The following is a 16,574-nucleotide window of genomic DNA, read 5'->3' as shown; positions in this document are numbered from 1 at the left end:
ACGCTTTCAATTCATGGCATTTCTGTGTCATACACAGATTAATTCTGGTATAAAGCCACCATGCCCTACGCCATTCACGCTTATTTGCCTATGCGCACGCCCACACCCGGTTTTGCCCGTCGATTATCTGTCAGTTTGGCCCTGATCGGCCTGCTGGCCCCTGCTGCACATGCCCTCACCTTGGGCGATCTGGAATTACAATCCTATGTGGGACAGCCCTTTCGCGGCGCCGTCAGCTACAAGGTCAGCCCGGGCGAGCAGTTGCATCTGGATTGCCTGACCCTCACCCAACCGACCAATGATTTACCCGGGCTACCCGCACCACAGGTGAATGTGATTGCCCGCGGCGAAAGTCAGGGCATTATTCAGATCAGCACGCATCAGCTGATCGGTGAGCCCACCGTGGCATTTGGGCTGCGGGTGGAATGCAATGGCATGCAATTATCACGCGCGTTTACGGCTTTTCTGAATGTCGCCCCACAGGCCGAACCGAGCACGGCCCAAGCGCGCGCCCCACAAATGCCACGCAGCGAGCGCAGCTTCAAACCGGTTAATCCGGCCCCAGCCGAGCTACCAAGCCGTGACCCACAAACCTTGATCAGTAAAAAGCCGACCACGCTGGCCGAGCTGACCAAGCGCTATTACCCGCTCGGCACACCGCAATATCCGCGCTATTTGAATAAGCTGATCAGCGCCAACCCGCAATTTGGCGCCGACACGCCGATTGCGGCCGGCACGCCAGTGATTATTCCCGACAAACTACGCTCAACCCGCAAGACCGCGCCCCCCGTGGCCAAAATGGAAACGGGCCAATTACGCCTAGATGGTGCCGAGCCCATAGCGCCGACCAAGACTAAACCCGTCAGCGGCGCTGAATACACGCGGGAACTGGAGCAACGAGTCGCCCAGCTCACCGAGCTGCAGGGCAAAATGCAGCTGGAAATCACACAACTGAATCAGCGGCTGGCACAGATCAACCCTGCTTCAGCAAGCCCAGCCCCGCTCATAGCCAGCGCGCCAGCAAGTGCTACCGCTAGCCTAGCCGCCAGCAACGCCGAATCAATCGCAAGTGCCAGCACCAGCGTAGCGGCCACCACAACGAACAGCGCCACTAGCGCCCCGCACATTGCCAGTACCGTGCGCCATACCGAGGCGCCAGCACAGGATACCGGCTTCTGGCTGTGGGGCGGCTTTGGCTTGGCCGCGCTAGCGCTCGCCGGGGTGGCCGGCCTGAAATGGCAACGCCGCCGGCAAGAGAGCCAAACCAATTGGCATGACGACAATCTGAGCCAGCATATGGCTAGCCAATATCAAGTGCGCCCGGTGGCAGGGCTACAAAGTGAAGCTTTGTCCCGCCACACCATGCTGTCGATGCTGCATCCTGGTGGCACGCCCAATGCGCATGGAATCGAAGTGCAGGAAGAGCTAGAAAACGATCTGGCCAAAGCACAGCTATTGATCGCCAAAGGGGAAACACTAGAGGCGATCGATCTGTTGTATCGCCTGATTGATGAAGACCCTAGCGATATCGAGCGCTGGCTGATGCTGTTCCGCCTGTTCCGTCAGCAAGGCATGAAAACCGAATACGCGCAGCTGGCGCAAAATCTGCGCGCCATCAGCCCGGATGAGGCGGATTGGGAATTGGTGCGGAATATTGGCGCCAAACTCGACCCGGAAAACCCGCTGTATATCCGCCTGCCCGATGCACAGCCAGATCCGCGCCAATCACTAAAACAGCTTGGTGGCATGGGCGCAGCTATCGCAGCGGCACAAGCTGCCGCCAGCGCCCATCAGGAAAGCGCCGAGCTGGATCTTGATCTGCGCGCCCCCATGAGCCCGGAAGCCTCGCTGATGTCGACAATGGCCGAAGCCGTTCAAGCCATTCCGCCGCAGTATGGCTCTTTACTGAAACCCGAATTCACGCCTTCGCCAGCCGAACATAAAGTGGATTTACCCCCGCTACAGCCCAGCGAGGCGCCACAAGATCTCTCGCCACTGGAAATCCAGCTGGCGGATTACCAGATCGAGGAAGTGAGCGTCGAGCCGATCGTTGAAGTCGATAAGCTGCCGGAAGATCAGCCTTATGGCGGCGAGTCGATCGATTTTGAGCTCAGCCCGCCTGATCTGCCCTCGGCGGATAAAAAAGCCTAAACCGCACCCTCGTCCACGGACGAGGGTTTTTTGTGCCATCTGCCGCGCATGGTAGACTCTGCGCATTTCTTTGCTTAGTCAGAAGGTTGCCAGATGTCCGCTCCGCAGAAGATCGTGATCGCCACCCGGGAAAGCCCGCTTGCCTTGTGGCAGGCCGAACACGTGAAAAGCTGGCTTGAACAGACTTATCCACAGCTGGAAGTACAGCTCCTGGGCATGACCACTCAGGGCGACCGCATTCTCGACGTTACGCTCAACAAAATTGGCGGCAAAGGCTTGTTTGTAAAGGAGCTGGAGCAAGCGCTCTTGGATGGCCGGGCCGATCTGGCCGTGCACTCGATGAAAGATGTACCCATGGTCTTGCCCGAGGGTTTTGCGCTGGCGGCGATTGGCGAGCGCGAAGACCCGCGCGATGCGTTTGTCTCCAATCGCTATGCCAGCCTCGATGACTTGCCGGCAGGTGCCGTGGTTGGCACATCGAGCCTGCGCCGGGAAAGCCAGCTGCGCCTGCGTTATCCAAAGCTCACCATCAAACCGCTACGCGGCAATGTCAACACCCGCCTACGCAAACTCGATGATGGCGAATTCGATGCCATTATTCTGGCCGCGGCCGGCCTGAAACGCTTGGGCCTTGGGGAGCGGATTCGTGCTGAGCTCAGCCCCGAAGTCAGCCTGCCGGCCCCCGGCCAAGGCGCGCTAGGGCTGGAAATTCGGGCGGATCGCACCGATTTGGCTACGCTGTTGGCGCCATTTAATCATCCGGCCACGGCGGCCGCGGTGACGGCCGAGCGCTCGCTGTCACGACGGCTCAATGGCTCCTGCCAGATTCCGCTGGCGGCATATGCCACGCATGATGACGGTTTCCTGCGTTTGCGCGGCTTTATTGCCCTGCCCGATGGTAGCCAGTCGGTAAGCGCCGAATCCAATGGCTCGTTTGCCGCCGCCGATGGCTTGGGCCGCACCGTGGCCGATTTGCTTTGCACCGAAGGCGCACGGGCGATTTTGAAACAGCTGGCACATGACTAAAGCCCTGGCCGGCCGCCGCCTGTGGATCACCAGACCCGCAGGCCAAGCCGCGGTGCTGGCGCAGGCCTTGGCTGCCGCCGGCGCCGACACCCTGCTGTGGCCCCTGCTCGAGATTGTGCCCCCCAGCGACGCCGCACCACTCGATGCCGCGCTACGTAATCTGGCGCAGTTTCAACTGGCGGTGTTTGTGAGCCCGTCGGCACTCGATTGTGTTTTCGAGCGCCTGCAGCATTTACAGCTCAGCTGGCCAGCCGAGCTGCCCGCTGCGGTGGTGGGCCCCGGCAGCGCCCGCCGCGCTCAAGCGCTAGGCATCAGCACCATCATCAGCCCCGCGCAGCAATTTGATAGCGAAGGCCTGTTGGCCGAGCCTGCCCTGCAGACGCTCGCCGGCCAGGCGGTCGTGCTGTTTCGCGGGCATGGCGGGCGTGAACTTTTGCCCGTGGCCCTAGCCGAACGCGGAGCGCAGCTGCACGCAATCAGCGCTTATCAGCGGCAAGGCGTGCGCTGGCCAGAGGCCGAACTCTTGACACAATTGGCCGCCGGCTGCGATGGTGTCATTGTGTCCAGCTCGGAAGCTGCACAACATTTGTTCGCCATTGGTGGAGAGGCAACGCAGCACCAGCTACAATCAAGACAGTATTTCGCCCCGCATCCGCGCATTGTGGCGGCCCTGCAAGCCCACGGTGCCCAGCGGGTGGAACTGACTGCCGCTGGTGATCTGGGCATCACCACTTCGATTTGCCAGCACTTTAGCCACGAATAAAACACCGCTTATGAGCCAAGATCAGAATCCCGATTCACTCAGCGCCGCACTGACAGTACCCCCCCGCCGTACGCTGCCGCAGCCCGCACTGGTGCTTGCTGTGGGCGCCATACTGGCTAGTGGTGCTTTGTGGTTATACCAACTCAATGCCATGGAGCAGCTCAAGGGCGATCTGGCCAGCCAGCTGGCCAATAACCAGAAACTGCAGCAAGAGCTGAAAACCAATCAGCAGCAAATGGCCACCCTGCAACAGCAAATGCAAGCGCAACTCACCGCGCAGGGTAATCAGCTGGCCGAATCAGCCAGCCGGCAAGAGTCGCTCGCCACCATGTACGATGCGCTGTCGCGCACCGAGTCGATTCACACCTTGGCCGAGCTGGAGCAGATGCTCACCTTCGCCAGCCAGCAGTTGCAGCTCTCGGGCGACGTGAATCTGGCCCTGACTGGCCTGAGCAACATCGACCAGCAGCTGGCACGGCTGAATCGCCCGGAGCTAATCAGCGTGCGCCAGGCGATTACCCGCGATATGGATACGCTGAAGGCCACGCCTTATCTCGATGTGGTGGGCATTACCGCCAAACTCGACAGCCTGATCAGCAAAGTGGATCAATGGCCGCTGATCATCGACGATGGCCACGATCAGCCGCATAAAGCGGGCCCAGCGCCACAAGGTGAAAGCAGCGCCGAACGACTAGTGCGCGAGCTGTGGCATGAATTTAAGCAATTGATCCAGATTCGCCGGATGGATAAGCCCGAAGCCGCTCTACTCACCCCGGAGCAAGCATTTTTCCTGCGTGAAAACCTGAAACTGCGGCTACTGAGTGCGCGCTCGGCTCTGCTGCAGCGGAATGAAACCAGCTTCCGCACCGACATCGCAGCGGTGAAAGGCTATGTGCAAAACTACTTCGACCGGCAAATGCCCGCCACCGCTGGCGCGCTGCAAGTGTTGGCGCAGCTAGAAGCCCAGCAGCTCAACATCACCGCACCGGATCTGAGCGCCAGCCTGACCGCCGTCCGCAGCGCCCGCACCACCGCGGAAAGGGTGAAACCATGAAGCTGCTGCTCTGGCTGATTAGCCTTTTTGCCATTGCAGTTGGGCTGACCATGTTTGCCCAGCTCAATACCGGTTATGCGCTGATTTTCCTGCCACCTTGGCGCATGGAAATTTCGCTGAATGTGTTTGTGGTGCTGTTGCTGCTCAGTATGATCGGCGTGTATTTGCTGGTGCAAATGGGCGTTGAATTGCTCGGACTGCCAGCGCGGGTGCGCCGCTATCAGGCGGCCCAAGCCAAAGAAGCCGCGGTCAAACTCGAACGTGATGCCCGCATTGCGTTTTTTGAAGGTCGCTTTCAGCGCGCCGCCAAACTGGCCGCTGAAGCCATGGCCAATAGCAGCGAAGACGACACCTTCGCCGTGAACGGTCTGCTTGCCGCCCGCGCCGCGCACGCCATGCGTGATTTCACCCTGCGTGATCAACATCTGGAGCAGCTCAAAGCCCGCCTCGGCCATGAGCATCTCGCCACCCTGATGACCAAGGGTGAATTGCTGCTGGACGAGCGTCGCTACAGCGAAGCCGCTCAGGCATTGGCCGCCGCCCGTGAGCTGGCGCCCAAACTGACCAACGCACTGAAACTGGAGCTACGCCTGCGCCAGCGCGAGCAAAACCCGGAAGCCGTGCTCAAGCTGGTAGAACAACTGGCGAAAAGCGAGGCCTTGGATGAAGAACAGGCCGGCCATATTCGGGTGGCCGCGCAACTGCAACTGTTGCGCCAGCATCCAATGACGCCGGTCGAGCTGAAAGAATGGTGGAAAAAACTACCGAGCAGCGATCAGCACCATCCTCAGCTGGCCCACGCCGCGGCCCAACGCTACATCGAGCAGGAAGCACCGGAGCTGGCCAAAGAGACGCTGGAAAAAGCACTGGATGCCGACTGGAACAGCGAATTGCTGCCGGCCTATAGCCAGCTGAAATTAGCGCTGCCCGTGCAAATGGCCCAGCTGCAAAAAGCCGAAGAATGGCTCAAAGCGCACCCGCGCGACGAACAGCTGCTGCTCGCCTTGGGGCGGCTGTGCCGCAAGCGCGAATTGTGGGGCAAGGCGCAAAGCTATTTTGAAGCCAGCATTGCCGTGAACCCAACCGCCACCGCGCACGCCGAACTGGCCGAATTACTCGGCCAGCTGGAGCGCAACGACGATGCCGCCCAGCATTACCGTGCGGCCTTGGCGCTGGCGCTGCAGGCTTGAACCTGCCGTCCGCAATAAAAAAGCCCGCAGATGCGGGCTTTTTTCATGACTTGGCGTGGTCTTGCTGTGCCTGTTCGGCTTGGTCAAGCTTGATCCAGTCAAACGGATTTTGGCCTTTCATCCGCTCGGCCAGCGGGGTTTGCTGGTTTTTGCGTGGTTCAACCTGCTTGGGTTGAGTCAGTTCTTTTGTCTCGGCCACCGGTATTACCTCCCAAATTGATGAATGCCATTGATCGTCAACTTGTCTGATGACGTTGCTCTGTTTTTTGTCAGCCACTGATTGAATGAGAGACAGCTCACAGGCGAATAGCAGACTGTAAGGTAACAGCTCATTGTTACAAATAGTTGAATTTTTGATGACAAGTTTTCATGGCGACAGTAAAAAGCCTCATACCGTATAACGGTATGAGGCTCTAGCACTTATCCATCAATTCACGGCAGGCAATACCCCCGCCAAACTAGGACTTTCCCTAGTTTAGTTGCGCTGGCCAGCGGTAAGCTCATCCAGCATCAAGCCTTGTGCCGAACGCTCCTTGCCGCCGCGCGCCAATTTACGGCGATAGCGACCATCCGACAACATTTCCCATGCCTGTGTATTGTCGACCAGGAATGGTCTTAAACTCTCGCGAATCACGCGGCGCTTCACTTTCGGGCTCAGTACCGGGAAGGCGATCTCGATACGGCGGAACAGATTACGCCCCATCCAGTCGGCACTCGACAAATACACATCTTCGACACCATCGTTAAAGAAGTAATACACGCGGTGATGCTCAAGGAAGCGGCCCACAATCGAGCGCACGCGGATGTTTTCCGAAATACCCGGCAAACCAGGACGCAGCGCGCACACGCCACGCACCACCAAGTGAATCGTCACCCCCGCACCGGATGCTTCGTACAGCTTGTCGATAATGGTCGGCTCCAGCAGCGCATTCATCTTGGCGATGATCACGGCTTTTTTGCCCGCTTTCGCGTGGGCGATTTCGCGGTCGATGGCGCTGATGAATTTGCTATGCAGGGTAAACGGCGCCTGCCACAGCTGATGATGATCACCCGCGAGGCCTAGGCCGGTGAGCTGCATAAAGACATCATTCACATCGCTGGTGATTTCGCGATTGGCGGTAAACAGGCCAAAGTCGGTGTAGAGCTTGGCCGTGCGCGGGTGGTAGTTCCCCGTACCAACGTGGGCGTAGCGCTTGAGCAGCCCTTCTTCACGCCGCACAATCAACAACATCTTGGCGTGAGTTTTGTAGCCATACACCCCGTACACCACGTGGGCGCCGGCGCGTTCGAGTTTAGCCGCCCAATTGATATTGGCTTCTTCATCAAAGCGGGCCATCAGCTCGACCACGACGGTCACTTCTTTACCGCGCGCGGCCGCTTCTTGCAGCGCATCCATCAATACCGAATCGCTACCGGTACGGTAAACGGTCATTTTGATCGCTACCACAGCCGGATCGCGCGCGGCTTGCTGCAGCAGATCGACCACCGGGGTAAAGCTCTGGTACGGGTGATGCAGCAAAATATCGCCATGGCGAATCGCCGCGAAATAATCGGGCTGTTTGCGCAGCTCTGGCGGCAGGCCGGGCATAAATGGCTGGTATTTCAGATCGGGGCGATCCACCTGATCGGGCACCTGCATCAGGCGCACCATATTCACTGGCCCATTCACGCGGTACACATCGCAGTCTTGTAGATTAAATTGCTGCGAGAGGAAGTCTTGCACGTGTTTCGGGCAATTGTCGGCCACTTCCAGGCGCACGGCATCGCCATAAGGGCGCTGCGAGAGCTCACCCTCAATCGCGGCGCGCAAATCTTTGACGTCTTCGTCATCGACCGAAACGTCCGAGTCGCGCGTCACACGGAATTGATAGCAGCCCAGCACATGCATGCCAGCAAACAGCTCATCAATGTGCGCATGCATAATCGACGACAGGAAAACAAAACCGTGCTCGGTACCGGCGATTTCGGCCGGCATCTTCACAAAGCGCGGCAAAATGCGTGGCGCTTGCACAATCGCAATCCCTGAATTGCGGCCAAAGGCATCACGGCCTTCCAGCTCTACCACGAAGTTCAGGATTTTGTTCGACAAGCGTGGGAACGGGTGCGATGGATCCAGCCCGATCGGGGTCAGAATCGGCATCAGCTCACGGAAGAAATAATCGCGCACCCATTCACGTTGGGCATCGTTCCACAGGCTGCGGCGGAAGAAGTAAATACCTTCTTCTTCCAGCGCGGGGAAAATGGTTTCGCGCAGCAGGCGGTACTGGCGCTCAACCAGATCATGCGCCTCAACACTCACCAGCTCGAACGCCTGATGTGGCGTCAGCCCTTCGGGCAGCAGGCGGGTTGGATTGTGGCGCATATTTTCTTTCAGCCAGGCAATCCGCACCTCGAAAAATTCATCGAGATTGCTTGAGACAATGCACAAGAATTTCAGCCGCTCCAGCAGTGGATTGCGCGCGTCCTCGGCTTGGGCCAGCACGCGTCGGTTGAATTCCAACAGGCCCAATTCACGATTGAGCATCAATTGATTGTCAGCGGGTTTGTACGTCATTGGCATTGCTCTTCTCGACGGTAAAAGACAAAACAGGCCGCATAATGCGGCCTGAATGTTGTTGCGGTATTACTGTGGGACGAAACCTTGAATTGCGTCGGCTCCTGAGCCCCAGAAATAATTTTCCAGCTGCTGCTGCAGGTAGCGGCGGGCGCTAGGATCAGCGAGGTTCAGGCGGTTTTCGTTGATCAGCATGGTTTGGTGTTTTACCCACGCTTGCCATGCTTCTTTAGACACATGGTCGTAGAGCTTTTTACCCAGCTCGCCCGGCAATGGCGCGAAATCCAGACCTTCGGCTTCTCGACCCAGTTTGACACAGTTTACAGTGCGGCTCATTACACTACCCTCGATCATATGACATTAATGTTACATCGGGGTGACAAGTATTCACCCCATCCCGCATGCAGACTTAAACGTTGAACAAGAAGTTCAATACGTCGCCATCTTTCACCACGTATTCCTTGCCCTCGGCGCGCATTTTGCCGGCTTCTTTGGCACCTTGTTCACCCTTGTACTGGATGAAATCATCAAACGCGATGGTTTGCGCGCGGATAAAGCCGCGTTCGAAATCGGTGTGGATCACGCCAGCGGCTTGCGGGGCGGTATCGCCTTTGTGGATCGTCCAGGCGCGCACTTCTTTCACCCCAGCAGTGAAGTAGGTTTGCAGGCCCAGCAGATCATAGCCGGCGCGAATCAGGCGATTCAGGCCTGGCTCTTCCAGACCCAGTGATTCGAGGAACTCAACCTTGTCGGCATCATCCAGCTCGGCGATTTCGCTCTCAATGGCGGCACACACGGCCACCACTGGCGCGCCTTCAGCTTGCGCGTGAGCGGTCACTTTATCCAAGAGGGGATTATTGCTAAAGCCGTCTTCCGCCACATTGGCCACGTACATGGCAGGCTTGATGGTCAGCAGACACAGCGATTTGATCGCCAGCTTTTCTTCAGCGCTCAGATCGGCCGAACGGGCGGGTTTGCCTTCATTCAGGTGTGGCAGCAGTTTTTCCAGCACTTTGATCTGGGCGATGGCGTCTTTATCGCCGGCTTTGGCTTTTTTGCCTTCGCGCTGAATGGCTTTTTCCACCGTATTCAGATCGGCCAGCGCCAATTCGGTGCCGATCACGATGATGTCGTCGATCGGATCAATCCGGCCGGCCACATGCACGATGTTATCATTTTCAAAACAGCGCACCACATTCACGATGGCGTCGGTTTCGCGGATATTGGCCAAGAACTGGTTACCCAAGCCTTCACCCTTCGAGGCGCCAGCAACCAGACCGGCAATGTCGACAAACTCAACGATGGCAGGCTGGATTTTCTGTGGATTAACGATCTTGGACAATTCAGCCAAGCGCGGATCCGGTACTTCAACGATGCCAACGTTTGGCTCGATGGTACAAAACGGATAATTGGCCGCTTCGATACCGGCCTTGGTCAGGGCATTAAACAGCGTGGATTTACCCACATTCGGCAAGCCGACAATACCGCACTTGAGGCTCATAACATCCTTGCACGGCGGACAAAGCGCCGTTTTATCAAATCAAAACGCCATTTTACCCCAAGCCGCCCGCCCGTGCAGCCAACGGCGGGCGAATGCAAAAAAGCCGCCCGAAGGCGGCTTGCTAAGCGGTGCGTTGGCCGGCTTAATGCAGACGATGTTGCTTGCTGGCGCTGATTTGCTGATTGCGGAAGAAATCGCGGATTTCCAGCACCATTTCTGGCAATTGCTCGGCGATCTGATTGTCATGCGACACCAGATCAATGCCTTCGCGCTGCATATCTTCGCGCATTTCTTCGTCCGAGCCGCTCATGATGGCCATGAACATAAACTGGCCTTCTTCTTCATCCAGCAAAGGCTGCCATTGCTCTTCGGCCAGGCCCGCGCCGTAACAGAAGCCCAGGCTCCATTCTTCGATGCTGGAATGCTCTTGCGTGTCGTCTTCCCAATACAGCATGGGCTCGTAAGTGGATGGATCTTGCGCCAGCTCGTCGGCGATCTGGTTATACAGGCGCATCACCAGATCAATCATTTTATCGGCTTCGGGCAGGGCAAAGATCACGGCTTCGGGTTTATCCCAGATTTGCGCCATCCATTCATTGGGCATCACTTGCGCCGGGCCGATCAGAATGGCGGTGAGATAGCCATGCAACATCGACAGCGACATGGCATCTTTGCCCACCGCATCCGAGTATAAAAACTGATCCAGTTGATCGAGCTCTTCATCGGTGAGGGTTTGGTCCAGCATTTTGGCCATGATGTATATACCTGAAGTCTTTATTTGATAAGGTTTTCAAGGCAATACCCTGCAGGGTATCTGACTTGATGTGGTGTGTTCTCCATTATACGCATCTGCGTCGCCACACGCGTGAAAGCCATGCCGCAATGTGCATGGCTTTCAGCAACAAAAACAACAGCCGCATCCGCGGCTGTTGAAAAAATAAGCTCTGGCTACGGCTTAGTTGTCGGCAAGCACCGACAACGTGAAGTCTTTGCTGCTATTGCCGGTTGAATTCGGCAACAAGCCACGCGCCACTACGGTATAAATTTTGCCCGCATCGACGGTTACTGCGCCCGAAGTAAAGGCCGGTGCCGAGCTGGCTGCGGCACCTGCGGCGCGCAATTTGAATACATAGCTACCGCTTGGCACTTTCAGATAATCGGCCACCGCCGGGAAGGCCACATTGCTCAGTACCAGTGCATCGTTAGCGTAGACATCGACGGCTGGCGCATTCGGCGAGGCGTGTACCACCCGTACTTTAGCCTGCCCGGCCGGTGGCAAGCTGGCGTCGTCTTTAGCCACCAGATATTGCAGCGCCGGGCTACCCGCCGCTAAACCCACGGCAAAAACGGTGACGTTACTGGCCTTGGCCAATTGCAGACTGCCGGTTAAGGCCTGAGTGCTCGTACCGGCCAGATTCAGTGCCACTGTGTAATTTACCGCCGGTACAGTCAGATAAGACGAGGCCGTAAAGAAAGGCACATTGCTCAAAATAGCGCTGCCATTGGCCAAGACATCCACGGCTGGGGCATCTGGTGAAGCGTGGACTACGCGCAGTTTGGCATTCACATCCAGCACCTGTGTCACATTGCCCGAGCTCGCGCGGCTCACAAGTAACAGACTGATCGGTGCACTGCCGTTAGCTTGCGGCACCGCCACGGCCAGCAGATCATTCCCCGCGGCCACTGGCAGAGTGCCCGAATCAAAAACCACGGTTTTGCTGCCCGCGGCAGTGACCCGCACACGATAATCAGCCGGAGCGACTTCAAGCGCCGCGGAAACGCCTTTGAAGGCCACATTTGGAATCGTTGCGGCGGTGGTGGCCAGATCAGCCGTTGGGGTGGTGATATAGATATCCACCGCTGGCGCCGTAGCGGCACCATGCACTACGCGCAAACGTGCTTTGCCGGTAGCTGGTGCGGCTGACGCTTCGGCAATCACCAGTGGCTCGATCTTAGCCACTTCGTGCACGGCCACCACCGTAGTGAGCGTATCGGCTTTCAGATCGAGAGTGGCATTGATAACCCCAGTGCTGCTACCAGTTGGAGTGACTTTCACCGCGAGCGCGCCCGGATTAACCGTGAGCAAGCCACTAGCAGCCTGATAGGGCACATTGCTTAAGACTTTATTGCCACCAGCATACACATCCACATTGGGCGCATCTGGTGATGCATGAATGACGCGTAATTGGGCTTGTGCCGGCGGATGATCGGAGCCGCCACCACAGGCCACGAGTGAGGCACAGGCGGTAAGCAGCAACATCCATTGCGAGAGTGTTTTCATGACCTTCTCCAGGGTATTTCTGTGATTGATTTGACGCGAACAGACAAAACAACCAGCCGGCCGGACTGGAGCTCACAGAATAATACTGGAAAGTACCAATGTCTACTGCTTAGTATCTTTTTCAACCATTCAGTATCTGCACCCCCACAGTGGCAAAAAAAGCAGCCCGCAGGCTGCTTGTGTTTAGTGGAATGGAATCACGATCGGCGGCTCACTCGCGACCGTCTGTCGGTCATGGCCAACCCCGGCAGGCGTTGGCATGGTACCGCCCCGCGTCAACGCTACACCGCTGATGGAACGGCTAAAAGCCAGGCGCAGATTGCCCCAGTCATCGTAATCACGCAGCGCAATGGAGCTGGCAGAAGTGCCGGAGCGAATATTGGCACTGACCGCACCGGTATCCAGATTACCGTTTTTATTCCAGTCGATATAGTTGCTAGCACTGCTGCTACCGCGGCCCAATAGCGCGGTTTCCAGTAGCCCTGTCTCTAGCAGATTGGCCGAGCTACCGTCTGAATAATCGAGAATATAGTCGGTAGTACACGGGCCTGCATCTACTGGATTGCTGCCGCACAGGCTAACTCCGCGCATGCCTTTATCAAAATACCAGCGCTGACCGGCATTTGCACCCCGTGGATCTGGCGGCAAGCCCGCACTGCTGTACAGATAATTCATAATGCTCAGATAATTTGGCTTACTGTTCTGATCTTCAAAACCACCATGCAGCAAGCCCAGATTGTGCCCCAGCTCATGCATCAGGGTGCTGGCCTGAAGATTGATCAGCAAATTCGTACTGGCCGTATTCACTGTACTCAGCCCCAGTGAACCCAAGGTTAGATTAAAGTCATTACCATTCACTTCACCCAGACCTGCTGCCCCAGACGCCGCACCAGCCTGGTAACCAGAAATGGCATAGTGGAAAATCGGCGTGCGACGGGTATCGAAAGTCTTACTTTTCAGTACATTCACGCTGGCACAACTACCACTTGGCTCGCCCAAATCGAGACAACGATTAAAGCTGAGCACCGATTGGCTATTGCCCAAGTTATACCCGGCGATATTCGGGCCGGCATCAATATGCAAACTAAAGCCCCGGCGAGCAAAGGCAGCCACCACCTTATCCAAGGCTTCTTTGCGTGGCTTCACGCCCGGATCGCTACTCGACATGTAATCCAGTTCGAGGAAAATATCGCGCTGACCTGAACGCGCACCCATGCTGTATAAATCTAGGCCTGCAAAAGTCCCGCCCGCGACTTCGGCGCTATCCGGAATCCCATCGTCATCGGTGTCAGTAGCCGCCGCGGAAACATCATTCGGGCCATTCGGGGTAATGAAATTCACAGCCTGCCAATCACTGGCTTGATCAGTATCATTCGCAATGTTGGCCACTGGGCGAACGATGGACGTTCCAAAGCCGCTAGGCAATCCTGGCGCGGCACCGGGCGACAACCAAGCGCTACTCGGGCTAAATTTGGGTGCGTCCGTTGAGTTACCCATCCGCACAAAATCGACTGTAATGCCAGACGAATTCCTCACTAACTCAATAAAATCGTCGCTACCCCAGCGAGGATATTGGCTAGAGCTTCCCACAAATGCGACTTGCCGTGAGGATTGATCACTATTATGCATTCGGGGAGCAAGTACTAGATATCCACGGGCGGAAATCGTCACCGCGGGCAGCGCAAAATCAGTTACCGGGCCAAGGTTACTTCTAGTCCGCAATTGCACATTACTCACATCCACTGGCACCGCATTCGGGTTGTAGATTTCCACCCAACCACTGCTGCTCACTTCGCTAATCAGCAGCGACTTAGCCCCCCATGAAGGCAGGTTCACGGCCACCGGCATCGGCTCTTCCGGCGAAACAGGATCAGCGGTAATCGTTGTCGAGCCTGGGGTCGGGGTTGGTGTGGATGAACCACCGCCACCGCCGCCCCCACCACACGCGCTCAAACCCAAAGCCAGCACCATTACCGCCCAACTTGTCCGCCACTGCATTGTGCTACTCCTCGCTGCTTTACACAGGCTACAAATGAAAACACTCGGCAGAGCCGAGTGTGGTATATCTCTACACCGCAATCTTACTGCGGCCTTGCGCCAGATACCTCATTTTTTAGTGGGCCGTTGCCAATTCGCAATGCTTACCTGCTTCGCCCTCGCCACCGTCAATTGGCCCGCTGGCGCATCCTTGGTAATCACCGAGCCAGCCGCCGTGGTGGCCTGCGCGCCAATGGTAATCGGCGCCACCAATACATTGTTCGAGCCGATACGCACTTCGTCTTCGATCACAGTGCGGAATTTATTCACCCCGTCGTAATTGGCGGTGATAGTCCCAGCGCCAACGTTCACGCCAGCGCCCATGGTCGTATCGCCAATATACGACAAATGATTCACTTTACTGCCTTGTGCAATGGTCGATTTTTTAACTTCGACAAAGTTACCAATGTGCACCTCCGCGGCCAATTCTGCGCCTGGGCGCAAGCGCGCATACGGGCCTATCAAACTCCCGGCGCCCACAGTGGCCTCTTCCAGATGGCAGAAAGGGTGGATAACTGCACCTGCTGCGATGCTCACGTTTTTCAGGTAGCAATTCGCACCAATGCGCACGCCTTGGCCCAGTTCCACACGGCCTTCAAACACGCAATTCACGTCAATGTAGACATCTTGGGCATGTAGCACTTCACCACGGATATCGATCCGGGCTGGGTCGGCCAAACCGACGCCAGCCGTTAATAATTGCTTCGCCAATTCCTGCTGATGAATCCGCTCCAGCGCAGCCAATTGCAGCTTATTGTTTACCCCCTCGGCCTCCCAGTGCGCAGCGGGATGCACCGTAGCAATCTCAATCCCATCACGCACGGCCAGTGCGATCAGATCGGTGGCGTAGTATTCGCCTTGGGCATTGTCATTTTTCAGCTCGGATAACCAGCCCGCCAGCTTCGCCGTGGGCAAGGCCATAATGCCGGTATTCATTTCCTTGATTGCAGCTTCGTCTGGCGTGCAATCTTTTTGCTCGACAATATGCGTAACCTGGCCAGCCCCATTACGCACGATACGACCATAGCCAGTGGCATCATCCAGAATATCGGTCAGAATCCCCAGCTTGCCACCTTGGCTGGCGGCCAGCAGTTGTTGCAGCGTCTGCAAGCGGGTGAGTGGCACATCGCCATACAGCATGAGGGTGACATCCCCCTGCAACTGCGGTACAGCCTGCGCCAGCGCGTGTCCAGTTCCCAATTGCTCGGCCTGCAAGGCAAAGCCCAAGTTCTGCCCGGCCAAAGCATTTTGCAGCTGTTCGCCGCCAAAACCATACACCACCACCAGCTGGGCCGGATCCAAGCCACGCGCCGTATCAATCACATGCTGCACCAGCGGCTTACCGGCCAAACTATGCAGCACCTTCGGCAAACTCGAGTACATGCGCGTACCTTTACCGGCCGCCAAGATCACCACATTCAATACGGAACTCATCAGATTTGGTCCACAACTCAGTCAGAATGAGCGCTATTCTAAAGGCATTTAGGTGACAATGCTGCAAGGTAAATGCTGTAAGTGCAATTAGCACAGTGGATAAGCGCTGCAATAGTGCGAGTAATAGCTATCAAAAACGACATTAGCAAACTACACCATAGTTCCCAAAGGCAGGCATAGATACTCGCACGTATATGCCGAAACCCCTTTAATTGAAAAGCACTTGGGCATATACCCCGACTGAAAATCCATTCACATCAGCCACGATTACTGTATTCCATGCCTGAATGAACAAAGCCCAGCTACGCTGGGCTTTGTTTTTGGGGTTGGTTTGCTACGCAGCTGGCTTGAGCTTGGCTGGTTCGCGGTGCTGTTGTCTGTCGTGGGTGTTGTGTTGGGCTTCGCTTTGCTTCTGTTCTGCGCTCTTCCACTTCCGCGGCCCAAAGCAAAAAGCCCAGCTCTTCTGAGCTGGGCTTCTTTAGGGGAGTCTGGCAATGACCTACTTTCACACGGGAACCCGCACTATCATCGGCGCTGAGGCGTTTCACTGTCCTGTTCGGGATGGGAAGGAGTGGGACCACCT

Annotated in this window: 13 protein-coding genes and 1 rRNA gene; 5 read left to right on the top strand and 9 right to left on the bottom strand. The window is 56.7% G+C overall.

The window, feature by feature from the left end:
• Positions 1–60 precede the first annotated feature (60 nt).
• The 5 genes from G482_RS0100525 (at position 61) to G482_RS0100505 (ending at position 6,184) form a co-directional block, all read left to right on the top strand.
• Positions 61–2,151: a FimV/HubP-related protein gene (locus tag G482_RS0100525; RefSeq protein ID WP_034618527.1), complete on the top strand. Its 2,091-nt coding sequence runs from the start codon at positions 61–63 to the stop codon at positions 2,149–2,151.
• A gap of 93 nt (positions 2,152–2,244) precedes the next feature.
• Positions 2,245–3,177: a hydroxymethylbilane synthase gene (hemC, locus tag G482_RS0100520; RefSeq protein WP_028448372.1), complete on the top strand. Its 933-nt coding sequence runs from the start codon at positions 2,245–2,247 to the stop codon at positions 3,175–3,177.
• Positions 3,170–3,940 carry a uroporphyrinogen-III synthase gene (locus G482_RS0100515; protein ID WP_028448371.1) on the top strand — a complete coding sequence of 257 codons (771 nt, stop codon included), beginning with the start codon at positions 3,170–3,172 and terminating at the stop codon, positions 3,938–3,940. Before hemC ends, G482_RS0100515 begins: the two co-directional genes overlap by 8 nt.
• A 10-nt stretch (positions 3,941–3,950) precedes the next feature.
• Positions 3,951–4,994 carry a uroporphyrinogen-III C-methyltransferase gene (locus G482_RS0100510; RefSeq protein ID WP_028448370.1) on the top strand — a complete coding sequence of 348 codons (1,044 nt, stop codon included), beginning with the start codon at positions 3,951–3,953 and terminating at the stop codon, positions 4,992–4,994.
• Positions 4,991–6,184 (top strand): heme biosynthesis HemY N-terminal domain-containing protein, encoded by a 1,194-nt coding sequence (locus tag G482_RS0100505; RefSeq protein ID WP_028448369.1) that lies wholly within the window; start codon positions 4,991–4,993, stop codon positions 6,182–6,184. Before G482_RS0100510 ends, G482_RS0100505 begins: the two co-directional genes overlap by 4 nt.
• A gap of 43 nt (positions 6,185–6,227) precedes the next feature.
• Here G482_RS0100505 and G482_RS20210 read toward each other — a convergent pair whose 3' ends face one another.
• The 9 genes from G482_RS20210 to rrf all read right to left on the bottom strand — a co-directional run.
• A complete protein-coding gene (locus tag G482_RS20210) occupies positions 6,228–6,383 on the bottom strand; it encodes a hypothetical protein (RefSeq protein ID WP_156129073.1) in 156 nt (51 codons plus the stop codon).
• A gap of 276 nt (positions 6,384–6,659) precedes the next feature.
• Positions 6,660–8,738, bottom strand: a complete 2,079-nt coding sequence (gene ppk1, locus G482_RS0100495; RefSeq protein ID WP_028448368.1) for a polyphosphate kinase 1 — start codon at positions 8,736–8,738, stop codon at positions 6,660–6,662.
• A 69-nt stretch (positions 8,739–8,807) separates the two neighbouring features.
• Complete coding sequence (locus tag G482_RS0100490; protein WP_028448367.1) at positions 8,808–9,074, bottom strand: oxidative damage protection protein; 267 nt, start codon at positions 9,072–9,074, stop codon at positions 8,808–8,810.
• A 73-nt stretch (positions 9,075–9,147) separates the two neighbouring features.
• Positions 9,148–10,239, bottom strand: coding sequence for a redox-regulated ATPase YchF (gene ychF, locus G482_RS0100485; RefSeq protein WP_028448366.1), 1,092 nt, complete (start codon positions 10,237–10,239; stop codon positions 9,148–9,150).
• A 142-nt stretch (positions 10,240–10,381) separates the two neighbouring features.
• Positions 10,382–10,993: a UPF0149 family protein gene (locus G482_RS19315; RefSeq protein WP_028448365.1), complete on the bottom strand. Its 612-nt coding sequence runs from the start codon at positions 10,991–10,993 to the stop codon at positions 10,382–10,384.
• Positions 10,994–11,194: 201 nt separating this feature from the next.
• On the bottom strand, positions 11,195–12,520 hold the full coding sequence (locus G482_RS19310) for a DUF4397 domain-containing protein (protein ID WP_051258622.1): 1,326 nt from the start codon (positions 12,518–12,520) through the stop codon (positions 11,195–11,197).
• A gap of 183 nt (positions 12,521–12,703) precedes the next feature.
• Complete coding sequence (locus G482_RS16745; RefSeq protein ID WP_156905317.1) at positions 12,704–14,518, bottom strand: hypothetical protein; 1,815 nt, start codon at positions 14,516–14,518, stop codon at positions 12,704–12,706.
• Between the two features lie 108 nt (positions 14,519–14,626).
• Positions 14,627–15,991, bottom strand: a complete 1,365-nt coding sequence (gene glmU, locus G482_RS0100465) for a bifunctional UDP-N-acetylglucosamine diphosphorylase/glucosamine-1-phosphate N-acetyltransferase GlmU (RefSeq protein WP_211227542.1) — start codon at positions 15,989–15,991, stop codon at positions 14,627–14,629.
• A gap of 486 nt (positions 15,992–16,477) precedes the next feature.
• Positions 16,478–16,574 (bottom strand): 5S ribosomal RNA (gene rrf / locus G482_RS0100460); the annotation flags it as partial.

The organism is Chitinibacter tainanensis DSM 15459, assembly GCF_000429785.1.
Lineage (GTDB): Bacteria > Pseudomonadota > Gammaproteobacteria > Burkholderiales > Chitinibacteraceae > Chitinibacter > Chitinibacter tainanensis.
The sequence above is the reverse complement of the archived record's forward strand: the minus strand, read 5'-3'. Positions and strand labels throughout refer to the sequence as shown.